This is a genomic window from Amycolatopsis sp. NPDC043889 (assembly GCF_056435645.1).
The window spans coordinates 56,918-79,021 of the sequence record NZ_JBWKEC010000021.1 but is presented as its reverse complement, the minus strand read 5'-3'; the positions used below and the strand labels follow the sequence as shown (position 1 = coordinate 79,021).

General features: G+C 68.1%; 22 protein-coding genes and 1 tRNA gene. 13 read left to right on the top strand and 10 right to left on the bottom strand.

Annotated elements, in window-relative coordinates:
• Window positions 1-29 precede the first annotated feature (29 nt).
• The 3 genes from AC0685_RS30465 (at window position 30) to AC0685_RS30455 (ending at window position 4,818) form a co-directional block, all read left to right on the top strand.
• On the top strand, window positions 30-2,192 hold the full coding sequence (locus AC0685_RS30465; protein ID WP_478228639.1) for a phospholipase A2: 2,163 nt from the start codon (window positions 30-32) through the stop codon (window positions 2,190-2,192).
• A gap of 162 nt (window positions 2,193-2,354) precedes the next feature.
• Window positions 2,355-3,977, top strand: coding sequence for an LCP family protein (locus AC0685_RS30460; RefSeq protein ID WP_478228638.1), 1,623 nt, complete (start codon window positions 2,355-2,357; stop codon window positions 3,975-3,977).
• Between the two features lie 370 nt (window positions 3,978-4,347).
• Window positions 4,348-4,818: a helix-turn-helix domain-containing protein gene (locus AC0685_RS30455; protein ID WP_478228637.1), complete on the top strand. Its 471-nt coding sequence runs from the start codon at window positions 4,348-4,350 to the stop codon at window positions 4,816-4,818.
• 71 nt (window positions 4,819-4,889) lie between these two features.
• Here AC0685_RS30455 and AC0685_RS30450 read toward each other — a convergent pair whose 3' ends face one another.
• On the bottom strand, window positions 4,890-6,350 hold the full coding sequence (locus tag AC0685_RS30450) for a flavin-containing monooxygenase (protein WP_478228636.1): 1,461 nt from the start codon (window positions 6,348-6,350) through the stop codon (window positions 4,890-4,892).
• A 122-nt stretch (window positions 6,351-6,472) separates the two neighbouring features.
• Between AC0685_RS30450 and AC0685_RS30445 the strand changes: the two genes are divergently transcribed.
• Both AC0685_RS30445 and AC0685_RS30440 read left to right on the top strand, forming a co-directional pair.
• Window positions 6,473-7,030 carry a TetR/AcrR family transcriptional regulator gene (locus tag AC0685_RS30445; RefSeq protein WP_192744090.1) on the top strand — a complete coding sequence of 186 codons (558 nt, stop codon included), beginning with the start codon at window positions 6,473-6,475 and terminating at the stop codon, window positions 7,028-7,030.
• Window positions 7,031-7,263: 233 nt separating this feature from the next.
• Window positions 7,264-7,674: a hypothetical protein gene (locus AC0685_RS30440; protein WP_199745356.1), complete on the top strand. Its 411-nt coding sequence runs from the start codon at window positions 7,264-7,266 to the stop codon at window positions 7,672-7,674.
• A 3-nt stretch (window positions 7,675-7,677) separates the two neighbouring features.
• On the opposite strand, the gene AC0685_RS30435 is transcribed toward AC0685_RS30440, so the two are convergent.
• On the bottom strand, window positions 7,678-7,899 hold the full coding sequence (locus AC0685_RS30435; RefSeq protein WP_005165704.1) for a DUF3618 domain-containing protein: 222 nt from the start codon (window positions 7,897-7,899) through the stop codon (window positions 7,678-7,680).
• Window positions 7,900-8,024: 125 nt separating this feature from the next.
• On the opposite strand from AC0685_RS30435, the gene AC0685_RS30430 reads away from it, so the two are divergent.
• From AC0685_RS30430 to AC0685_RS30420, 3 genes are all read left to right on the top strand, one after another.
• A tRNA-Leu gene (locus AC0685_RS30430) sits at window positions 8,025-8,098 on the top strand.
• Between the two features lie 516 nt (window positions 8,099-8,614).
• Complete coding sequence (locus AC0685_RS30425; RefSeq protein WP_478228635.1) at window positions 8,615-8,875, top strand: hypothetical protein; 261 nt, start codon at window positions 8,615-8,617, stop codon at window positions 8,873-8,875.
• Between the two features lie 147 nt (window positions 8,876-9,022).
• Window positions 9,023-9,649, top strand: coding sequence for a hypothetical protein (locus tag AC0685_RS30420; RefSeq protein WP_478228634.1), 627 nt, complete (start codon window positions 9,023-9,025; stop codon window positions 9,647-9,649).
• On the opposite strand, the gene AC0685_RS30415 is transcribed toward AC0685_RS30420, so the two are convergent.
• Genes AC0685_RS30415 through AC0685_RS30395 form a run of 5 tightly spaced genes read right to left on the bottom strand, consistent with a single transcriptional unit; the run spans window position 9,631 to window position 13,484 of the window.
• Window positions 9,631-10,230 carry a dihydrofolate reductase family protein gene (locus AC0685_RS30415; RefSeq protein WP_478228633.1) on the bottom strand — a complete coding sequence of 200 codons (600 nt, stop codon included), beginning with the start codon at window positions 10,228-10,230 and terminating at the stop codon, window positions 9,631-9,633. The two genes, AC0685_RS30420 and AC0685_RS30415, sit on opposite strands and share 19 nt — an antisense overlap.
• A 5-nt stretch (window positions 10,231-10,235) precedes the next feature.
• A complete protein-coding gene (locus AC0685_RS30410; protein ID WP_478228632.1) occupies window positions 10,236-11,036 on the bottom strand; it encodes a metalloregulator ArsR/SmtB family transcription factor in 801 nt (266 codons plus the stop codon).
• A 33-nt stretch (window positions 11,037-11,069) separates the two neighbouring features.
• The gene (locus AC0685_RS30405; protein ID WP_478228631.1) at window positions 11,070-12,077 is read right to left on the bottom strand and encodes a methyltransferase; all 1,008 of its coding nucleotides are present in this window, start codon (window positions 12,075-12,077) and stop codon (window positions 11,070-11,072) included.
• A gap of 32 nt (window positions 12,078-12,109) precedes the next feature.
• A complete protein-coding gene (locus AC0685_RS30400) occupies window positions 12,110-12,697 on the bottom strand; it encodes a short chain dehydrogenase (RefSeq protein WP_478228630.1) in 588 nt (195 codons plus the stop codon).
• Between the two features lie 13 nt (window positions 12,698-12,710).
• Window positions 12,711-13,484: an aminotransferase class IV family protein gene (locus AC0685_RS30395; protein ID WP_478228629.1), complete on the bottom strand. Its 774-nt coding sequence runs from the start codon at window positions 13,482-13,484 to the stop codon at window positions 12,711-12,713.
• 54 nt (window positions 13,485-13,538) lie between these two features.
• On the opposite strand from AC0685_RS30395, the gene AC0685_RS30390 reads away from it, so the two are divergent.
• A complete protein-coding gene (locus AC0685_RS30390; RefSeq protein WP_478228628.1) occupies window positions 13,539-14,048 on the top strand; it encodes a DinB family protein in 510 nt (169 codons plus the stop codon).
• On the opposite strand, the gene dnaE is transcribed toward AC0685_RS30390, so the two are convergent.
• Window positions 14,020-17,514, bottom strand: a complete 3,495-nt coding sequence (gene dnaE / locus AC0685_RS30385; RefSeq protein ID WP_478228627.1) for a DNA polymerase III subunit alpha — start codon at window positions 17,512-17,514, stop codon at window positions 14,020-14,022. The two genes, AC0685_RS30390 and dnaE, sit on opposite strands and share 29 nt — an antisense overlap.
• A gap of 120 nt (window positions 17,515-17,634) precedes the next feature.
• Between dnaE and AC0685_RS30380 the strand changes: the two genes are divergently transcribed.
• A complete protein-coding gene (locus tag AC0685_RS30380; protein ID WP_478228626.1) occupies window positions 17,635-18,570 on the top strand; it encodes a LysR family transcriptional regulator in 936 nt (311 codons plus the stop codon).
• A 557-nt stretch (window positions 18,571-19,127) separates the two neighbouring features.
• Here AC0685_RS30380 and AC0685_RS30375 read toward each other — a convergent pair.
• Together AC0685_RS30375 and AC0685_RS30370 are read right to left on the bottom strand one after the other, a co-directional pair.
• A complete protein-coding gene (locus AC0685_RS30375; RefSeq protein ID WP_478228625.1) occupies window positions 19,128-19,469 on the bottom strand; it encodes a hypothetical protein in 342 nt (113 codons plus the stop codon).
• 110 nt (window positions 19,470-19,579) lie between these two features.
• Window positions 19,580-20,539, bottom strand: a complete 960-nt coding sequence (locus AC0685_RS30370) for a glycoside hydrolase family 25 protein (protein WP_478228624.1) — start codon at window positions 20,537-20,539, stop codon at window positions 19,580-19,582.
• Between the two features lie 129 nt (window positions 20,540-20,668).
• Here AC0685_RS30370 and AC0685_RS30365 point away from each other — a divergent pair, with 129 nt between their 5' ends.
• The 3 genes from AC0685_RS30365 to bcp all read left to right on the top strand — a co-directional run bounded on the left by AC0685_RS30365 (window position 20,669) and on the right by bcp (window position 22,102).
• Window positions 20,669-20,851: a hypothetical protein gene (locus AC0685_RS30365; protein WP_034308775.1), complete on the top strand. Its 183-nt coding sequence runs from the start codon at window positions 20,669-20,671 to the stop codon at window positions 20,849-20,851.
• A gap of 201 nt (window positions 20,852-21,052) precedes the next feature.
• Window positions 21,053-21,598 carry a hypothetical protein gene (locus AC0685_RS30360; RefSeq protein ID WP_340683692.1) on the top strand — a complete coding sequence of 182 codons (546 nt, stop codon included), beginning with the start codon at window positions 21,053-21,055 and terminating at the stop codon, window positions 21,596-21,598.
• Window positions 21,599-21,625: 27 nt separating this feature from the next.
• Window positions 21,626-22,102, top strand: a complete 477-nt coding sequence (gene bcp, locus AC0685_RS30355) for a thioredoxin-dependent thiol peroxidase (RefSeq protein WP_478228623.1) — start codon at window positions 21,626-21,628, stop codon at window positions 22,100-22,102.
• The last annotated feature ends 2 nt before the right edge of the window (window positions 22,103-22,104 follow it).

The window sequence follows — 22,104 nt, the reverse complement described above, 5'->3', positions numbered from 1 at the left end:
CTTGATCGGCGGATGGCACCCTGGACGCCATGCCAGCGACAGCCGAAGCCGCCGCTCGTCCTGCCCGGATCCGGCGGCCGTGGTCGACTTCGGGCTGGTTGCTGCTGGTCACCGTGCTGGTGTTCGGCTTCGGGCTCATCGCGTCACGGCCCGCCTCGCCGCCGGACCAGGGGCCACCGACGGGTGACATCCTCGCCGCGCAGAACGCGGTCGACGCGCTGGTGCGGCCGGGCCCGGTCGAGAACGCGATCGCCGCACTGCCCGCCGACTTCACCGCGGTCAGCGGGATCACCCCGGGGGTGATGACGGCACGCGACGGCACCGTGCGCGCCGTCCACACCGACGGTGGATGCTCGGCGCCCTGGGGCGACGACAACACCAAGTGGGACTACGCGGTCCCCTGCAAGGCGCACGACCTGGGCTACGACATCCTCCGCTACGCCGAACGCAAGGGGCACCCGCTCGGGCAGGAGGCCAGGGCCTCGCTCGACGACCGGCTCTCGGCGGACATGCACAACGCCTGCGTCCTCAACCCGATGGACTCGCGCGGCACCTGCGACGTCGTCGCCTCCCTCTATACGGCCGGTCTCGTGCTCAACTCCTGGCATCAGCGCTGGGGGCCGCCGGTCGGCGACCCGCTCGGCCCGATGATCGTCGGCGTGCTGGTGATCGGCGCCCTGCTGGTGTTCCGGCTGCGCGGCTGGGTTCGCAACCGCCGGGCCGCCGTCACGCTCCCGGCCGAGCCGCGGCCGGTCGTCCCGGTCGGCCGGTGGGCGTTGCTCGGGGTCACCGGTGTCGTCCTCATGCTGCTCGGCGAATCCGCCGTCGCGCTCGCGCACTGGGCGGGGGCGCCGGAGCGGTCGTTGTGGCCGTTCACCTGGCTCGCCCAGCTCTGCCCGCTCATCTTCTTCGCGGTCGGCCGGATCAACGAGGCCGGCTGGCGGTCGATCCGCGCGACCGGCGGCCGCTACCCGCAGTACCTCGCCGACCGCGCGAGCCCGTTGCTGCGCCCGGCGCTGATCTTCGCTGTCGTCGCGCTGGTCGTGCCCCTCGCGCTGGAGGTACTGGGGATCCCGACGGGCACGAACGCCACCGTCATGCGGATCGCGCTGCATCCGCTCTGGCTGCTCGGGGTCTTCCTGCTGACCGTCGTCCTCGCGCCGGCGCTGCTGACGCTGTATCGCCGGACGCGGACCGCCTCCGTCGCCGGGCTACTGGCCTTGACCTTGGCGAGCGAGGCCGCCGCGCAGTGGTCCGGTTCGGCCGTCCCGCGCTACGCGGAGACGTTGTTCCTCGCCCTGTTCGTCCAGCAACTGGCGTTCGCCCACGCCGACGGCGTCCGCCTGCCGCGTGCCGCCCTCGTGGTGACGGCGTTCACCGGCGCGGCCGGGCTGGGTCTCGCGGTCGCCGTCCGCGGCGAAGGGCCGATGCTGCTCGGCGGGCCCGGCGCCCCGGCGGCCCTGTCGGGTCCGCCGTGGGGAGTGCTCTTGCTCGGCCTGGTGCAGCTCGCGCTCCTCGGCCTGCTCGCGCGGCCGCTGGCCCGGCTCGGCGGCCGTCCCGCGGTCGCCGCCACCGCGCGCCTCGTGCTGCGCGCCCCGATGAGCCTGTACCTCGGCTTCCTGTCCGCGATGCTGCTGCTCGTGGCGGTCGTCTACCTGCCGGGGCCGTTCGTGGACGGGCTCAGCTGGCTGGCGCGCCCGAGGGTCCTGCTCGCGATGGCGCTGCTGGCCGTGCCCGCCGTGCTCGTCTTCTGGTGGTTCGAGCGGCATTCGGGGCCGCAACAGCGGACGGTCGACGAGCCGGGCCTGCGGGCCATGGTCTTCTGCCGCGCGGCGGCCACGGTCGGGATGGCGTACGCGATGCTCGGCGTGTTCGGGTTCGCCCTGACCCGTTTCGGTGGCGCGTCCGCCGACGCCGACCTCCTCGGGATCCGGTTCGGCCCGGTCCAGAGCCTGGTCAACCTGCTGCTCGGGGTGTACCTGCTGCATACCGTGCGGAACGGCACCAGCCGGATGACCGGGACCTGGCTCGTCTGCGCGGTCGCGTGCGCGCCGCCCTTGATGACCGCCCTCGATGGGAAGCAGGTGAGCGCCGCGTCCGTCGCGCTGCCGGTCGCGACGATCGTCGTCGCGATGCTCGCGGCGGCCGCCACGCTGGTCCCGGCCCGCGCGGCCCGGCGTGTCCTCCCCTGAACCATACGGCGCTGACCAGGCATTCTCCGTACCATTACGAGGAAACCGGTGGTGCGTGCCACATCTTCGGGGGGATGTGTAATCCTGCGACAACCCGCAACAGGCACCATGCGTCCCTTGAAGAGACCGTCGAACCGGTAACGACCAGAAGGAGCAGACCGCGTGGAGTACCCGCCTCGGAATGGGCATGGGGATCGACGTCCCGCCCGGCCTAGGCAGGACGCGCCCGGACGCGTTCCTTCCCGACCGGCCCCGCCCCGTGGAGCCCGCCCGGCGCCCGCCCGTCAGGCCGCGGGCATGCCGCCCCGGCGCCCGGCACCGCGCCGGCGGTCGTTCCGCGGCCCCAAGATCGCTCTCGGGCTGGTCTCGCTGCTGGTGATGGGCCTGACCGGGTACGCGTGGGCCGCGATGGACGGCCTGACCTTCGCGAACGTCGGCATCGGCGCGGACGAGGGCGAGAAGCCCGCCGACGGCGCCCGCGACATCCTGCTGGTCGGCCTCGACAGCCGCACGGACGCACAGGGCAACCCGCTGTCCAAGGAAGTCCTGGCCCAGCTGCGCGCCGGGCAGGCGGACGGCGAGCTGAACACCGACTCGCTGATCTTCGTGCACATCCCGAACGACGGCTCCAAGGCCGTCGCGATCTCGCTGCCGCGCGACTCCTACGTCGACATCCCCGGCGGCTACGGGAAGCACAAGATCAACTCGGCCTACGCCCGCGCGATGCTCGACGAGCGCAAGAAGCAGCAGGAGAACGGCGTCTCCGACCCGAAGGAACTCGACCAGAAGGCCAACGAGGCCGGGGCGAAGACCCTGATCAAGACGGTCGAGCAGCTGACCGGCTCGACCATCGACAACTACGCCGCCATCAACCTGCTGGGCTTCAGCGAGATCACGCAGGCCATCGGCGGGGTCGACGTCTGCCTCAACAACGACGTCAACGACCAGTTCTCCGGCGCGAAGTTCTCCAAGGGCCCGCACACCATCTCCGGCGTCGAGGCGCTCGGCTTCGTCCGGCAGCGGCACGGGCTGCCGCGCGGCGACCTCGACCGCGTCGTCCGGCAGCAGGTGTTCATGGCCGGGATGGCGCGGAAGGTGCTGTCGGCGGGCACGCTCGCGAACCCCGGCAAGCTCAACGACCTGATCACGGCCATCAAGAAGTCGGTGGTGCTCAACCAGAACTGGGACGTCTTCGGCTTCGCGCAGCAGATGAAGAGCCTGACCGGCGGCCAGCTCGAGTTCCGGACGATCCCGATCGTCAACATCGAGTACAAGACCCCGAACGACGGCGTCGCCATCCAGGTCGATCCGAAGCAGGTGAAGAACTTCGTCCAGGGGCTCGCGGGCCCGCAGCCGGTCGAACAGCAGCAGGCGCCGCCCGCCGAGTCGCCCAACAAGGCGACCACGGTCGACGTCCGCAACTCGACGAACCGGGACGGGCTGGCCTCGTCGGTGCTGAAGCAGCTCGTCGACAAGGGCTTCACCGCGGGCGACACGGCCACCGCGAGCGCGCGCAAGAAGACGGTGGTCTGGGTCGCCAAGGGCGAGAAGGCGGCGGGCCAGGCGGTCGCCGACGCGCTCGGCGGCAACCCGACCGTCCAGGAGGACAAGAGCGTCGAGGCCGGGCACGTGATGGTCTTCCTCGGCTCGGACTTCAAGGCGCCGAGCGGCGCCGAGGGCTCCGGCTCCTCGCAGAACGCCGCCGGTTCGTCGGCCGCCGCACCCCCGCCCGAGCAGTCCGACGAGAAGCCGATCACCGCCGAAGGCGTGCCCTGCGTCAACTGACAACAGGCGAGCGGGTGGTGAAGGCCTCCTTCCCTACCCTGAAGGTAGGGAAGGAGGCCTTCACCACCCGCCGGCGTGGCTTTGGCGAGCCCCTTGTCCGGACGTGTGTCGCGAAGCCACCGCCGCGTCAGGCGGCGGGCGGCGGGCAGCACTGACACGCTCGGGAGCACGCCGAAGGCCACCGAAACGGCCCTCCAGCCACCTTTCCTTCACCCATTCGGCCCAGCGAGCGGAAATCGATAGGAAAAGCACCCCCGAAACCGCGTAAGAGCGGCGACCCTGCCGACTTTCATACACGTGAGCGCGCTCGTCCCCGGTTTTGTCACACGGGGCGGGCGGCGGAGAAGGTTGGCAAGGCAGGAGATGGGGAGTGCTGATCGACGCTGAGAGCTATCAGCGGATACTCGGAGACGAGCTCCGCAAGCTCCGCCGTAAACGTGGCTGGACACGCAAGGAACTGAACCAGCATCTGCAGAGCGAGATCTCGCTCCAGACGCTGGCGACCTACGAGCTGGGCACCCGGCACTGTTCCGTGGTGCGGCTGGTCGAACTGTGCGTCGCGATGGACGAACTGCCACAGGATCTGCTGGCCAAGGTGCATCGCCGGGTGTTCGTGGACGAACCGGGCCGGGTCCGGATCGACCTGCGCCAGGTGATCAAGGACGAGCAGGAGGAACTGCTCCCCCTGCGGCGGTGGGCGGACGACCGGCTCAAGCGGTCGAGTGACAACGGCTCCGCCGAGGTCCATCTCGATCTCGCGGCGCTGGAACGGATGGCCGAGCTTTGCGGCATCCCCACCGTCGATCTCATCGGAAGGCTTCGCCGGCTCAACCCCTCATGAGCGCGGCGTTCCGCGGTCCGTGAAGGCCATGCCCCCCATCTTGGCTTTCACGGACCCTCCCTCTTCCCGGCTCAGCCGAGCAGTTCGTAGTCCTCGCGGCGAACCTTGCGGGTGTCGAGCCAGTACCGCCAGGTGAAGCCCGGCCAGATCGTGCGGTTGACGCCCTTCGCGTCGAGGTACCAGCTCTTGCAGCCGCCCTGGGTCCAGATGCCCTTGGCGAGTTTGCGCTGGATATCGCCGTTGAAGCGCTCCTGCGCCTCCGGCCGCGGGTCGAGCGCCTTGCCACGCGCGAGCCGCAGCGCCTGCGCGACGTAGGAGATCTGCGCTTCGATCATGAACACCACGGAGTTGTGCCCCAGCCCGGTGTTCGGCCCGAGCAGGAAGAACAGGTTCGGGAACCCGGACACGGTGATCCCCTGATACGTCCGCATCCCCTCGGTCGCCCACTCCTTGCCGAGGTTGCGCCCGTCGCGGCCGATGATCTCCAGGTCGTCGAAGGCGTCGGTGACGTGGAATCCGGTGCCGTAGATGATCGCGTCGACCTCGTGCTCGACACCGGCGCCGTCGACGACGCTGTGCTCGCGGACCTCCTTCACGCCGTCGGTGACGACGTCGACGTTGTCCCGCGCGAGCGCCGGGTAGTAGTCGTTGGAGACCAGGACCCGCTTGCAGCCCATGGTGTAGTCCGGCGTCAGCTTACGGCGCAGCTCCGGGTCCTTGACGCTCTTGTGGATGTTGCGCTTCGCGATGCGCTGGCCGATCTTCATCACCCACGGCTGCCCGTTGAAGCCGATCGCGCGGGCTTCGAGACCCCAGTAGAGGACGTTGCGGAAGGCACGCTGCAGCAGCGGCACCGAGCTGAACGTCTTCCGGAGCGCTTCCGGCATCTCGCGGTCCGGCTTCGGCATGATCCACGGCGGCGTCCGCTGGAAGAGCGTCAGCTTGGCGACGTCCTTCGCGATCCGAGGCACGAACTGGATCGCGCTCGCGCCGGTGCCGACCACGGCGACGCGTTTGCCGGTGAGGTCGTAGTCGTGTTCCCACCGCGCGGAGTGGAAGGCGCGGCCTTGGAAACGCTCGATGCCGGGCAGCTTCGGGATCTGCGGCAGATGCAGCGCGCCGACCCCGGCGACCAGCGCGGGAGCGACGAACTCGTCCCCCGACTTCGAGGCGACGTGCCAGCGGTTCTCGTCCGCGTCCCAGCGGGCGCCGGTCATCTCCTGGCCGAAGCGGATGAAGCGGTGCAGGTCGTACTTCGCGGCGACGTCGCGCATGTACTGCCAGATCTCCGGCTGCGGCGAGTACGCGCGGGACCAGCCGGGGTTCTGCTCGAACGAGAACGAGTACATATGCGAGGGGATGTCGCAGGCGCAGCCGGGGTAGGTGTTGTCCCGCCACGTGCCGCCCACGTCGTCGGCCTTCTCCAGGATGACGAAGTCCTCGCGGCCCTCTTTGCGCAGCTGAATGGCCATGCCCAGCCCGGAGAAGCCGGTCCCGACGATGACGACACCGGTCTCGGTGCGGTTGCCCATGACCCCGGCCTCTCGTTCGTTTTACCTGTTACCGGGAGTTCACCTTACTCGAAGTAGGTTACCTTCGGTAGAGTGTTGAGGTGACGACGGCGAAGCGCAAACGCATGCCACGAGCAGAGCGGATGCGGCAGATGATCGAAATCGCCGAAGAGGTCTTCGCCGAACGCGGCTACAGCGCGGCCTCGATGGACGACATCGCGGAACGCGTCGGGGTCTCCAAGCCGATGCTCTACGAGTACTTCAACTCGAAAGAGGGGCTGCTGCTGGCCTGCATCCAGCAGTCGCGGGCGGCGCTGCGCGAGGTCACCGAACGGGCGACCGTCGGCGCGACCTCCGCCGAGGACGCGCTGCGGCGCGGGCTGCTCGCCTTCTTCGTCTTCATCCGGGAACGACGGCAGGCCTGGTCGCTGCTCCGCCACGAGATGGCACTGATCGGGACCGGCGCCGCCGACGAGATCGAGCAGACCCGGCGCCAGCAGACCGACCTGATCGCCGCACTGATGGGTGACTACTTCGACGCGGGAGACGACCTCCGTGCCGAGGCGTCCGCGGAGTTCGTCGTCGGCGCGTGCGAGCGGCTCGCGATCTGGTGCGAACGACACGAGGACGTCAGCCCCGAAACCGCGACCGGATACGCCATGGATGTCCTCTGGTCAGGCCTGTCCGCGCGGGCCCGCTGAAACGACTGTGAAGATGCTCGTGCATTAGGCCATTCGGTCGTCACTCAGAGCACATTGCCGCCAGTGTCTTGTGACACAGAGTTGTCCTACTGTATCGATGACACTGTAGAAAGTCTGATGGACAGTCGCGGCTTCCGTCAGGAGGGGGCGCCACCACCCGAAAGTGGCGTCATGACGGCGGCGTGACGAAGTCCATTGAGTGACGCTTGCTCGCGAGGAGAGGGGTGAGGCGGATGACCGAACCGATCACCGCGTCGTACGTCCAGGAGGACGACGACTGGAAGATAACGGTCAGCGGCTCCGGCAAGGAACTGACCGGTCGTGCGCCGGGCATCATCGCGGCACGGGACCGGGCCGACCAGCTGGTCGAGAAACTGTCCCCGCCGGAACATTCGACGGTGGTGCACCTGCTCAACGGCAGCGCCCTCGAGTTCACCGCCGCCTACATGACGGCGAGGCTCACGCTTCCGGAGATCGAACCACTCGAGGTTCCTCCGCCGGCGAACGGCAAAGCCAAGGAGAAGACCGGCGGCAAGCCCCCGGTGCCGCAGGGCAAGGAACTCCCGAAGGCCGTCGACGAGGCGAAGTCCAAGGAGAAGTCCGAGCCTGCCAAGACACCCGCCAAGGCGGCTCAGACCTCCTGAGACCTACTTCAGGAGTTTGCGGATCAGCAGCACGCCGATCAGCACCGCCCCGCCGATGAGCGGGTACTTCACCTTGGGCTCGTCCAGCTTCGCGCGCAGACCGGTCTTCGCGGAATCCACCAGCTTCGCGGGGTTCGCCTTCGTGCCCAGCTGGTCGAGCGTGGCGACCAGCGCGTTCCTGGCCTGCTCGATCTCACGCTCGATGGTCTCGGGATCGCGAGCCACGTGTCCTCCTCGCCGCGACGGACTTGCTGGAAGCCCACGTTAGAGGACGCCACCCCGCGCGGTGGCACCGGCCACGCCGAGAAACGCCGATCGTGTCGCACGCTACGATTTCGGGGCAGTACTGGGGGCCCGTAGCCCAATTGGCAGAGGCACACGGTTTAGGTCCGTGCCAGTGAGAGTTCGAGTCTCTCCGGGCCCACCCCTCACAGCAACCAGCCGAGTGGCGGGGTTGCATCCTGAGATCGACATGGATTTGGCGAAGACGGCTGACATCACAGCCTGCCCGGGGTGACGCGACGGCGTCTCGAACCATGCACAACGCCCTGACCAGAGGTGCCAGATCGCTCGAACTCGGGCCTCGCCGAAGTAAGATCAAATCTTACTTGGACTGAATCCGGCTTCAGCTCGCCTGCCGATAGCGAGAGCCTTGGCACCGCTATCGAAGCCGAGCCGCCGGACGATCGACAGACCACGCGAGCGTGATTCGCGAACTCGCAGCTGGGACCGGATTGATCGACGGCCCGCTTCCGACGTCGGGGCGCATCGCCGTTTTTCGGCAACAGGCGGCAGGACTAGCGGCGTGGTGACGAAGACCGTGACCCGAGTTCGGCGCCTCACCGCACTGCATCGCCTTGCCCGACGCCGTCGTTGGTCTTCACGTCCATCTCTCTCAAGTAGCTGACCGGCGATCGGGACTACCGGAGGACGGTCTGCCATGGCCGCAGCGACCGCGCCGATCAAAGTCGACGCCGCGACCGATGAACTCGTGTCCCACGCGGCTCACTTCATGTCGCGCTCGAAGAAGGACATCGTCGATGCGGCCGTACGCGAGTACATCGACGCACACCGCGACGAAATCAACGCCGGCATCAAAGCCGCCCTCGGACAGCTCAACGGCTCCGACTCTGCCGCCATCTCCTTGATGACCGGATTGAGCGGTGACGAACTCGATGAACTCGGCGGCATGCCGAAGTAGCTTGGCGCCCTAGCGGTCGATCTCCACACGAGGCCGCTCACTAGTATTTGATCATGGCCCAGGTCACAATCGGCGACCGTCCGACCAAGAGATGCCTTGCCGATCTCAGCCTTTCCTTGCCGGAACGCCGGCGGCGCCCAGCGAATCTTGTCCCTGAACGACCGCGTGTGGTTCAAGGTCAAGACCAGAGATCGCCGGGCGGTCGTAACCCGATCGCAGGACGACGACCTGCCGGAGGAACTCCCGAGTGAAGTCGGAGGCTGGTGGATCGGCGCGGCCGGCCATCGCCAAGCCGACAGTCCGCAACGCGACTTCTACGAGTCGATCAGGCGCGAGTGCACTGACGGCAAGACCGTTTCGACCACGCATCTCCTCCCTGTCGAATGGGACTGGAAGCGCCTCAGCGCGGAGCAAGCGGTCGCCTGGCGACGCGAGATGAAGCAGTTGGTGGTCCATCTCATCGCCATGTCGCTCACCAGTGGAAAGCTCGTGGTAGCCGAGTTCCAGAACCATCGCATCAAGGCACTCGTCCGCGTCGATGACGCCCACGAGGCCTACCTGGCGATCATCGCCGATGGAATCCCGGATCCAAAGATCTTCGCCCGGCTCCTCGACTGCGTTCCCGGCGTCACAAAGGACGATTGGCAACCCGAGTCGTCCGAGCTGGCGGCGATGGAACCGGCGCCCGTCGAGATCGCCTGGTCGACACTGTTCCCGTCAGAAGTCGCGAGCGCGATCCTCGAACTCGACGCCGCTCAGCGCACCCGGTCGTAAACCAGCGCCATCTCCCCCAGTTCCCCGGCCTCCCGGTAAGCGAGCGCCCACTTCGAGGCGGGCAGACCGTCGACGAACAGCCGCTGCCCGCCGCCGGTGATCTCGGGGCAGATCATCAGGTACAGCCGGTCGATCAGGTCGTCCGCGAGCAGGGCCTTGATGACGCTGGCGCTGCTGTTGACCAGGATGTCGCCTTCCCCGTTCGCCTTCAGGCCGGCGATGACGTCGGCGGCCGGGGCGTTCACGACGCGGGCGCGGTCCCACGGCGCTTCGGTCAACGTCTTCGAGAAGACGACTTTTTCGGCGTCCACCAGCCACTTCGCGTAGGCGCGGTCGCGCGGGTCGGCGTTCTCGTCGGCGGCGATGGTGGGCCAGAAGCCCAGAAATCCTTCGGCGTTCAGCCTGCCGAGCACCGCGGTGGTCGCCTTCTCGTGGATGCGAGCGAGGTGAGCGCGGGCGACGTCGGTGGTGGCGTACGAAACGATCGCGCCCATGTCGCCGGGTCCGCCGGGGCCGCTGTAGTGGCCGTCGAGGGTGAGGCTGATGTTCGCGGTGACGCGGCGGCCGGTCGGATTCGTCATGTCGTTCAGTCCTTTTCGTGAGTGAGCCGAGCTGCGAGGTTGTCGAGCACCTGACCCCAGCCGGTTTCGATCCCGGCGATGAAGGGGACCGCCTCGACGGTCGTTTCGGTGATGCGCAGATCGAGCCGGAGCCGGGTCCCGCCCGGCGCCTCGGTGAACTCCAGGTCGTAGTGACCGGTGAAGAAGACGTCCCCCTTGGCGTCCAGTACCGAGAGGTCGAATTCGAGGTGTTCGGGTTCGGTCGCGGCGCGGACCTCGCCCGCGGAGCGGTATCGCCCTTCCGCGTCGCGGTAGTCGAGCACGGCCCGGCCCCCGGCCCGCGGCTCGATGACGCAGTCGGTGACGGTCATCGAAGGCGGCGCCCACCAGGACGCGAGCAGCGCGGGCTCGGTCCAATGCCGCCAGACTGCGTCCGGCGAAGCGGCGAGCAGACGGTCGAACGAGAACGCCCGCCCGTCCGCCCACCGGTCCTGCTTCGCGGAGACGGCGTCCGCGGAGATCGCGGCCTGATAGCGCGTGAGGACATCTCGCTCGCCCTCGTTCGCCTCGATGGTCGCGATCAGCGCCCGCAGCCGCCCTTCGAATTCCTTCAGCGGGCCCGCTTCGGCCGCATAGACCCGACGCTGGCCCAGCGGGAAAACCGTCACGAGGCCGGCGCGGGCGAGGGTCTGCAGGTGCTTGGTGGTCTGCGGCTGCCGCAGGCCGGTCAGCTCGGCGAGCTCACCGACGGACCGGGGCCGCTCGGCGAGAAGCTCGACGATGCGCCGCCTCGCCCCGTCTCCCAGTGCTGCTGCGATCTGCTCCATGCCCAGAAGTATTCACGCAGCCGAATATTCTTGTCAAGGAATATCTTCGCGATGGAACTCCAGCAGACTTCGCTCCTCGGTCAGCGTGGTGATGGAGTCGAAGACCAGTCCGTGCGCGGCGGCGAGCTCGCGAAGTTCGTCGAGGCGCCGCTCGCGGCCGCCGTAGAGCACGAGCATCACCAGGTCCCACTCGGTCTGCGCCCCGATCCCGCCGACCGCCTCGATGACGAGGACCCGGCCTCCGGGCTCGGCCGCCTCGGCACAGCGGGCCAGGATGTGCTGGGCGTGCTCGTCGTCCCAGTCGTGGAGGATGTCGGAGAGCAGGTAGGCGTCCGCGCCGGCCGGGAGCGGGTCGAAGAAGCTGCCCGCGGTGACCTCGACGCGGTCTTCGAGGCCCTGCGCGAGCAGTTCCTGTTCCGCGGCCGCGGCGGTCGGCGCGAGGTCGACGAGATGGCCGCGCATCGAGGGGTTGGCCTTCAGGATCGCGGCTAGCAGGCTGCCGTGGCCTCCGCCGACGTCGACGAGCGTGCCGAACCGTGACCAGTCAAACCCGGAGACGAGCCTCGGCACCTGCGTCAGGAACCGCTGGGTCATCTGCCGGTCGAACGTCTCCCGGAGCTGGGGCTGCTCGGCGAGATCGGTCCAGAAGTCCTTGCCGTAGCGGCGGACGTACCCCGCCTGGCCGGTGGCTACGCTGTGCGCGAGTTCGATGAACGCCAGCTCGCCCCGCCCGCCGGCGGCGTTCATGTCCAGGAGCCCGGCCAGACCGTTCCCGGCGTCGGCGCGGAGTTTCGCTCCGTAGTCGGTGGTGCGGTAGCCGGTCGGTGTCGCCTCGACGACGCCGAGGGTCGCGAGATGTCCGAGCAACAGGCCGAGGGCGAGCGGAGATTGGCCCAGCTCCGCCGCCAGCTCGTCGACGGCCGCGCCGTGCCCGGACAACCGGTCCGGTAGTCCCAAGGTCACGGCGACCCGCAGCGCCATCGGCGTCGCGAGCCCGGCCAGCCGGAGGAATTCCTGTCTGTCCTTGTCATGGATCGTCACGACTGTCCACTGTGGCAGCGGGGTCAAGCGACTTACGGCACCAACGTGCGTCCGGTGAGGTCCCCGTTCTCCACGGCCTCGACGTAGCTCCGCGCGACGTCGGCCGCCGGGGTGCCGCCATCCTGTTCGCCGAGTGCGGCGAGGGTTTCGCTCACCCAGCCGGGACTGACGGCGTTGACCCGGAGGTCGCGCGGCAGTTCGCGCGCAGCCGCGGCGACGAACGCTTCGAGACCGGCGTTGGTCAGGACGCCGAAAGCGCTGCCACGCAACGTCTCCGGGATCCGGCCTGCGGTCAAGGTGATCGAGCCGCCGTCCGGCAGACGCGGGATCGCGCGCCGCAGCAGGAACACCTGCCCGAGCAGTTTTCCTTGCAGCCCTTGGGTGAACTCTTCGTCGGTGCCGTCGTCGACCGGCACCAGCGAGCCGCTCCCCGCACAGCACACGACGTGCTCGATCCCCGGCTCGGCGCCGAAGAGCGCGTCGAACGTGGCGGGCTGCTCGACGTCCACCTTGATCTCACTGGAGCGGGACGCGGGGAGCACGGTGTGGCCGCGCGCGGTGAGCGCTTCGGTGACCGCGGTCCCGATCGTCCCGGTGGCACCGACCACGAGGATTTTCATCGGCGTCTTCCCTTCAAGGTCGCGTGAGAGGTTCGGATTCGTAAGCCTGGTGCAGTGCCGCGACGAACGCCGGGGCGGAGGGCAGCGGCGCCGCGCCGATCCGGCGCACCGCGATCCCCGGCGTCCACGAGTTCATGACCACCGCGCCCGCGAGCGCCGGCAGGCCGGCGATCGTGACCTCCTGGACCCGTTGCGGCACGCCGAGTGCGCCCAGCCGCCGCTGGACGATGCCCATCGTCGTTCCCCGTAGCAGGCCGGCGTCGGGCCACACCACCGTATCGCCGTCCCAGAACGCGAGGTTCCAGATCGTCGCCTCGCTCAGCCTTCCCCGGCGGTCGACGAACGCCGCGTCGTCGAACCCTTCGCCGATGGCCTGCCGCCGGAAGTACGTCTTCGCCATCTCGCCGGTGTGCTTGATGGACGGGAGGACGCGCTCGTGGCCGACGGCCGTCAGCGCCAGCGGCCCCGCCGGACCGGACGCCGGCGGCCGGGTGCGCACCAGGACTTCGAGCTCCCCGGGCTGGTGGATCGTCACGGTGAGGGAGACATCGGCTGGGCCGGGCTCCAGCGCCTCGCGCACGTACGAACGGATCCGGTCGTCGGGCAGGGCGTCGCCGAACAGCTCCAGCGAGGCGGTCCGGAGCCGGTCCAAATGCAGGTCGAGACCGCGCACGCGGCCGTCACGCACCTGCATGGCCGTGAAGTGCGCGAAACCGGCGAAGGCGAGCTGCGCCAGCTCTTCGGCGGTCGCCGTCCGGCCGTTCAGCCGCGCGACATGAGTAGTCATGCCCGCACGGTAAACCGGTTGCGGCCGCCCTGTCCCGGAGGAAGGATCCCGCGGGTGTCCGCATCGCGTACCGAACTGTCGCGCTGGCAGTTCGATCTGACCTGGTCGTTGTTCGAATACCACCTCGCCGACCTCGAACCGGCGGACTTCCGTTGGAAGCCGTCGGCGCTTTGCTGGACGATCCGGCCGGACGGCACTCCCGACTGGGCCGACACCGAACCCGACCCCATCCCGGTCCCCACGATCGCCTGGCTCACCTGGCATATCGGCTGGTGGTGGAGTGTCGCGCTGGATCACGCGAACGGGCGGACTCCGCGCGAGCGCGAGGAGATCACCTGGCCCGGTGAAGAATCCACCGTCGAATGGCTGCGCGGGCTTCACGAAGAATGGCTGGCCGTCTTGGATCGCTTGACCGACGCCGATCTCGACGCGCCCTCCGCCTATCCGTGGGGCGAGGAGGCCGGGCTGACCTTCGCCCACACAGTCGCCTGGGTGAACTCCGAACTGATGAAGAACGTGTCGGAGATCGGACAGCTCAGGTTGCTGCGGCGCAGCTCGGTGTGATGCCGGGGATGGACTTCAGCTCGCCAAGGAGCATCGAACTGACGGCGACCGGGTAGTCGTCGAGGGCGTACACCGTCTCGGAGAGTTTCACCCGGACCGGTGTTCGTCCTTTGTGCGCCAGCAAAGTCCGCTTCAGTTCGAGGACCGCGTCCTCGGTCAGTCGCTGGGCGGTCGCGTGCAGGGTCAGCGGCGGTTCCCCATCCTCCGCCGCGGAAAGATCGAGCGGCACGAGACCGCCGCCGAACACGGACATCTTGTCCTCCCGCCAGTTCACCCGCCCGCTGACGCGGACGGCGTTGTCCTCGGCGAGATCCGCCGCGAACAGCGCATACGCCTTGGGAAAGAACAGCACTTCGAGCGCCGCGTCGAGGTCCTCGATCGTGCAGATCGCCCACGGCTCGCCCTTCTTGTTCACCCGCCGCTCCAGCGACGTGATGAGCCCGGCGACGACCAGTTCCCCCTCGCGCGGCGGGTTGTCGAGGATCGCCGCGATCGGCCGGGGCGCGTGACCGCGCAGCACGCGTTCCGCCCCGTCGAGCGGATGCGCGGACACGTACAGGCCGAGCATTTCCCGTTCGTGCGCGAGCAGTTCCTTACGCGGCCACTCCTCGACGCCGAGCTTGAGGTGCGCGAGCGGCGAGGTGCCCTCGTCGCTCTCCTCGCCCGGGCCGAAGAGGTCGAACTGGCCCATCGCCTGCTTGCGCTTCAACGGCACCACGGCGTCCACCACGTCCTCGTGCACCCGCTGGATCGAGAGCCGCGTATGCCCCAGCGAGTCGAACGCGCCGGCCTTGGCCAGGGATTCGATGACGCGTTTGTTGCAGGCCACCAGTTCCGACTTGTCGAGGAAGTCGGTGAACGACGCGTACTTCCCCTTCTCCCGCCGGGTCCTGATGATCGAGTCGACGACGTTCGCGCCGACGTTGCGCACCGCGCCCAGCCCGAACCGGATCGCGTCCCCCACCGCGGAGAACCGGAGCCCCGATTCGTTGACGTCCGGCGGCAGCACCTTGATCCCCAGCCGACGGCATTCCGACAGGTAGACCGCCGACTTGTCCTTGTTGTCCCCCACCGAAGTCAGCAACCCCGCCATGTACTCGGCCGGGTAGTTCGCCTTCAGATGAGCGGTCCAGTAGCCGACCAGGCCGTAGCCGGCGGCGTGGGACTTGTTGAACGCGTAGCCGGCGAACGGCAGGATCGCGTCCCAGAGTGCCTGCACGGCCTCGCGCGAGAAGCCGTTGGCGACCATGCCATCGCGGAAACCCTCGAACTCCTTCTCCAGTACCTCTTTCTTCTTCTTGCCCATCGCCTTGCGCAGCACGTCGGCCCGGCCCATGGAATATCCCGCGACGTCACGCGCGATCCGCATGATCTGTTCCTGGTACACGATCAGGCCGTGCGTCTCGGCCAGGATCTCGCGCAGCGGCCCGGCCAGTTCGGGATGGATCGACTCGATCGGCTGCCTGCCGTTCTTGCGGTCCGCGTAGTTGTTGTGCGTGTTCATCGCGATCGGACCCGGCCGGTACAACGCGTTCACCGCGATGATGTCGCCGAAACCGGTCGGCCTCAGCCTGCGCAGCAGATCCCGCATCGCGCCGCCGTCGAGCTGGAAGACGCCGAGACTGTCGCCGCGGGCGAGCAGTTCGTAGGTCGCCGGATCGTCTACGCCGAGCGTGTCGAGATCGATCTCCTCGCCGCGGTTGGCCTTGATGTTGTCGAGCGCGTCGCCGATGACGGTGAGGTTCCGCAGGCCGAGGAAGTCCATTTTCAGCAGGCCGATGGCCTCGCACGACGGATAGTCCCAGCCGGTGATGACCGCGCCGTCGTCCCTCCGCCACAACGGGATCGCGTCGAGCAGCGGTTCACTCGACATGATGACGGCGCAGGCGTGGACGCCGGCGTTGCGGATCAGGCCTTCGAGCCCGCGCGCGGTCTCGAAGATCTTGGCCGCCTCGCCGTCGCCTTCCAGCAGCGCGCGGACCTCCGCCGCCTCGGCGTACCGCTCGTGGTCCGGCTCGACGATCCCGGCGAGCGGGATGTCCTTCGCCGCGACGGGCGGCGGGAGCGCTTTGGAGATCCGGTCCGCGATCGCGTACCCACTCTGTCCATAGTGGACACGAGCGGAGTCCTTGATGGCCGCCTTCGTCTTGATGGTGCCGAAGGTGATCACCTGGGCGACGTGCTCGGCACCGTACTTTTCGGTGGCGTACCTGATCATCTCGCCGCGACGCCGGTCGTCGAAGTCCATGTCGATATCCGGCATGGAGACCCGCTCGGGATTGAGGAACCGCTCGAAGAGCAGCCCGAGGTCGATCGGGTCCAGATTGGTGATGCCGAGCGCGTACGCCACGAGCGAGCCCGCCGCCGAACCGCGGCCGGGCCCGACCCGGATCCCGACGCGGCGGGCGTGGTTCATCAGGTCGGCGGTGATCAGGAAGTACGCCGGGAAACCCTTGTCGGCGATCACACCGATCTCGAAGTCGGCGCGGGCGAGGTACGCCTCCGGGACACCGTCCGGCAGACGGCGGCGAAGCCCGGCCGCGACCTCCTCGCGCAGCCAGGACTCCTCGTCGTGTCCGTCGGGAACCTCGAAGACCGGCATGCGGTCGACGTGCCGGTAGACGTCGTCGTAGGGCTGGATCCGTTCGGCGATGAGCAGCGTGGAATCCGCCGCTCCCGGCACTTCCGTGTCCCAGTACTCCCGCATCTCCTCCGCGGATTTGAGGTAGTAGCCGTCGCCGTCGAACTTGAACCGGCCGGGATCGTCGAGGGTCTTGCCGGACTGGACGCACAGCAACGCCGAATGCGCGGACGCCTGACCCCGCGTGACGTAATGCGAATCGTTGGTGGCCAAGGGTTTCAGCCCGTCCCGCACGGACCGCTCGATCGGGAGCCCGTGGTCCATCAACTCGAGGAAGAAGTCGTCCGCGCCGAAGATGTCGCGGTAGTCCGACGCCGCCTGGATCGCCTCGCCGGGCTGCCCGAGCCGGAGCCTGGTCTGCACCTCGCCGGACGGGCATCCAGTGGTGGCGATGATGCCTTCGTGATGCCGGGCGAGGAGCTCCCGGTCCATCCGGGGTTTGCGGTAGTAGCCCTCCAGGCTGGCCAGCGAGGACAGCTTGAACAGGTTCCGCAACCCGGTCGCGTTCTCCGCAAGCATGGTCATATGCGTGTAGGCGCCGCCACCGGAGACGTCGCCGCCGTCGCCACGCCGTCCCCAGAACACCGGTTTCCTGTGGAAACGGGACTCGGGCGCGACGTAGGCCTCGATGCCGATCACCGGTTTGAGCCCCGCCTGGACGGACTGCCGGTAGAACTCGTCCGCGCCGTACATGTTCCCGTGGTCGGTCATGCCCACCGCGGGCATGCCGAGCCGCTGGGCCTCCGCGAACAGGGGCGCGATCTTGGCCGCGCCGTCGAGCATCGAGTACTCGGTATGAACGTGCAGATGCACGAAGGAGTCCACCGGCCACTCCCCACGGTTGTACGATTCCGGTCCGACGCGGCGATTGGACCCAAGCTTCGCCGGTGTTGTCCAACAAGCGACACGCGACCAGCGACAACCAGAAGTTGTAGGGAGTGCACAATGGAGCTGGACCTGGGCGCGGTGCGCGCGTTCGTCGCGGTGGCCGATGACCGGTACTTCAGCGAGGCGGCGATCCGGCTGGAGGTCAGCCAGCAGGCGATCTCCAAACGCGTCGCGAAACTCGAGTCGGATCTCGGCGTACGACTGCTGTCGCGGACGCGCGGCGGGGCCGAGCCGACCGAAGACGGCGAGGAGTTCCTCAAGCACGCCCGTACGTTGATCAGCCTCGCGGACCAGGCCGTCGAGCGCCTCCACGGCAGGCGGCGGGCGCTGCGCGTCGACGTCCTCGGCACGCGGCTGGCGACCATGGAGGTCATCCGGGCCTTCCACGCCGACCACGACGACGAACTGGAGCTCGTCACGCCCGGGCTGGGCGCGCTGCGCCGGTCCCTGCTGCCCGAGTCCGTCGATGCCGCCTTCGCCCGCGTCAGCACCGTGCCGTCCCCGGGGATCGGCCGCACGCCCGCCTACCTGGAACCGGCGAACCTGCTGGTCGGACGGCGGCATCCGCTCGCACGTCGGCGCCGGGTCGCGATGGCGGAACTCGACGGCCTGACGGCGTGGATGCCCTACAACGCACGGGCCAGCGAATGGGCGGAGTTCTGGCAGGAACTGTGCCCGGAGTTCGGCATCCTGGTCGACACCGACGGCCCGAACTTCGGGCTCGAACACCACATCGAGGTGCTGAGCGAGTCGAAGGACAGGCTGGGTTTCGTCGGCGCGAAGATGCACGTGCCCTGGCATCCGGACGTCGTCCAGATCCCGCTCGTCGACCCGACGCCGGTGTACCCGTTCTCCCTGCTGTGGCGGCACGAGAACCGGCACCCCACGCTGCGGCTGCTGATCGAGCACGTCCGCTCCGCTTACCGGCCCTTCGATCCGGAGCGGCACTGGCTCCCGGCGTCGGATCGGGAGGCCATGAGCGCGGATCAGTGAGGGCGGCCGGAAGTCCGTGAAGGCCTCCTTGCCTACCCTGAGGGTAGTGAAGGAGCCCTTCACTACCTCGCGATACGACGTTTGTCTGCCGGAAGGTGTGAAGGTCGAGTTTTCTCGGCTGAGCCGAGGGAAGGGCCTTCACGCGCCATCGCCGGTTCGCCTGACCTCTCGACACTGGGGAACGTCCTTTCGCGTCGAGTGTCCTTTGTGGCCGGACAGGGCGCCGTCCTGACGGGCCACGGATCGGGATCTACTCTTCTCCCTTCAGACAGGCACAGACGAAGAGCCACTGTCAGCGGTCTTCGTCGTGTCTGTTTTTTGTGTCGGATCGCTGACAGCCAGCGCAGAAAGTTGGCGGTCCATGAGTTCATCGACGCTCAGCCCGACAGGCTCGATTTCGAACGTTTCCCAAGTGGCAGCCCTGATCAACGGTCTTTCGAGGCTGCCACGCAAGGCGAATCTGCTGTGGTATCTCGTGCTGGGCGGCCTCTTCCTGGACGCCTACTCCAACGCCGCGCTCGGCACGGGCCTGTCGCCGATGATCAAGGAACTCGGTCTCAGCTCCGTTCGGGATCGATGTGCCTCCGCAACTCCTTGGCGAGTCTCGCCGGGAGAGCGAGAAGCACGCCTTCGAGCATTTCCCTCGCCTGCCTGGGATCACCGCAGCACTCCCAGACACCGCAGCCTTCGTTGTCGACCCGAAGCCGTCGGTACGGGTTCGCGGTGAACTCTCGCCAGAGACGGAGCGCGGTCCGGATCGCGCCGGGCCCGAGATAGTTCCGCGAACGTTCGAGCCTGGCGAGCTCGGCGGCCAGTGCGGGCGAGAAACACTCACCGGATTCGGCCGGGTGTCGAAGTCGCAGCTCTCGCCGGACTTGCGCGGGCGCTCTACGCGGCATGGCCCTTTCGGGAGTTCGTCATCGGACCATCGTGCCACACCCCGGAAGTCCGTGAAGGCCTCCTTCCCTACCCTCAAGGTAGTGAAGGAGGCCTTCACGGACTTCCGGGCTCAGCCGACGATGTCGATCTCGAAGTCCGCGGTCGAGCTGTACTCGAAGTCGGCCCACACCGCGCCCGGCAGGTGGTACCGCCGGTGCGAAACGGTCTTCGGGTCGAATCCGGGTGTCTGCGTGGGATTCCCGCCGACACCGACCTTGTCGCTGCCCCAGGCGTAGATGTTGCCCTGCCACACGGGCGCTTCGGAGATGCCGTCGCCGTCGATACGCGGCCGCACGATGATCGCGGCCGTTTCGCTGCCCGAAAGTAGCAGCCGCACCGACGTGGTGTCTTTGCTGGCGGGAATGGTCCTGCGTTCCATGAGTTCTGTCGTCGCCTTCCGTTTCGGGGCGGCGCCGCCGCCGGTCAAGTGGGCGTTCGTGTAGGACTCGTTGAGGTCGACACTGCTCGCGCGGATGCCGGGGATATGACCGGCGTCCGAGTACTGGTGCACGTCGTAGCGGCCCGCCGCGGCATCGGGTTTGGCCCCGTAGCGCGCGATCCAGATGACGAGGTCCCGTACGTCGAACTGGTCGGGGCGCAGCATCTTGGCGAGTGAGTTGTTCATGTAGATCCCGGGGCGGAACCCGTGTCCGGCCACGCGGTCGCAGAACCTGATCGAGAAGTCCCGCTTACGCCCGTCGGGGATGTTCGGTGCCCCCGAACCCGGCGGGTGGTCCTCGAGGTCGAGCATCGGGACGCAGCCGGTCGCCCCGAGCCGCCGGACCTCCGCGATGAACACGTCGGCCTGCGCCTCGGGCGAGGGGCTCGCCTGAGCGTAGTGATAGCCGCCCACCGGGATTCCCACGGATCTCGCGCCCGCCACCAGCGCGTCGCCGGTGTTGCGCCCGCCGTTCGGCAGGCCACCGCCGTCGGTGAGCTTGACGAAGACGAAGGTCACGCCGTGATCCTTGACAGCCTGCCAATTGGTAACCGATTGAAAGCGACTGTAGATATCTATTCCCAGCGCCATCGTTACAGCCTGACGGGTGTACAACTTGGGCAAAAGGGCCTAGTGGGCGATAGCTGATGCGCCCGATTCGCCCTTTTGGGCGGCCACTCCTTGGCTGACGCGGCCCATCCATACCCGTACTGTGACGACATGGCGTCTCGAAGCCCCATTCGCTGGCTGACCCGATGGGCCGACTGGTTCGAAGAGCGCGGCGTCTACGTCCCGGGCGAAGAAAGCCGGGCGGTCGATCCGATGCGCGATTTCGGCTGGCTGATCGTGGCTTGGGTGTCCGGACTGGCGATCTTCATCCTGTTCTTCGCCTTCGCCGTCTGACCCCTCGGCGATGTGCCACCGAGGTGACGACTGTCACTAGTCGTGTCCTTCCGGTCACGGATCGGCCACGGCTGTACACCAGGTGCGCGTCAACCCGGCCTCGCCGCTCCTCTCGGCTCCGGAAGACCGTCACTCTGGACTCTTCGGCACTAATACCTACCTCGAACGGCCCACCCGCACCGCCGACTGGAGTAACCCCACATGGCGCCCCCGCGCACCCCGAAGCTCTTGATCGCCGCCTGCTCGTTGCTGCTGGCGGCCGCGTGCGGGGTTCCGGCACCGGAAAAAGGGGCCGCCGTACTCGGCGCGGACACTCCGGCGCAGGGCCTGGCCGCGACGCACGCGGAAGGCGACCTCGCCTTCGGCGCCCCGCACCGGTTCGCGACCGGGGTCACGATCTCCGTTTCCGCGCCGAAAGCGTTCCGTCCCAGCGCGTCCGCGTACCCGCAGAGCCCGCGCGCGGTGGCCTTCGGCATCGAGGTGACGAACGCGGGCGAGGGCACCTACCGGCTCTCCGGCCTGTCCGTCACGGGCGAGGTCGACGGAGAGACCGCCGCGGTCAAACAGGTCGTCGACCCCGTGCAGGGGTACAACGGCATCGCGGACGCGGGCAAGGACGTGGCGCCCGGCCGGTCGGTCCAGCTCAACCTGGCCTTCGCCGTTCCGGACAGGCCGGTGAGGCTGCGCCTTCAGGTGCGGCCCAGCCCTTCGGAGCCTGTCGCCGCGAAGTACTGCGGAAAGGTCTGACGCCGCCGATTCGCTACCGTGTGCGTCATGACCGAGCAGCGACTTTCCCCCGGCGACAAAGCGCCCGACTTCACCCTCCCCGACAGTGAGGGCAACGACGTCAAGCTCAGCGACTTCCGCGGCAATTCGGTCGTCGTGTACTTCTACCCGAACGCCGGCACGCCGGGCTGCACGAAGCAGGCATGCGACTTCCGGGACAGCCTCGCGCAACTCAACGACGCCGGCTACCAGGTGCTCGGCATCTCGCCCGACAAGCCCGCGAAGCTCGCGAAGTTCGTCGAGGCGGAGGGGCTGACCTTCCCGCTGCTGTCCGACACGGAGAAGACCGTCCTCAAGGCGTACAGCGCCTTCGGCGAGAAGAAGAACTACGGCAGGGTCTACGAAGGCGTCATCCGCTCGACGTTCGTCGTCGACCCCGAGGGCAAGATCGCCGTGGCGCAGTACAACGTGCGCGCGACCGGCCACGTCGCGAAGCTGCTGCGGGACCTCTCCCTGGCGTCCTGACG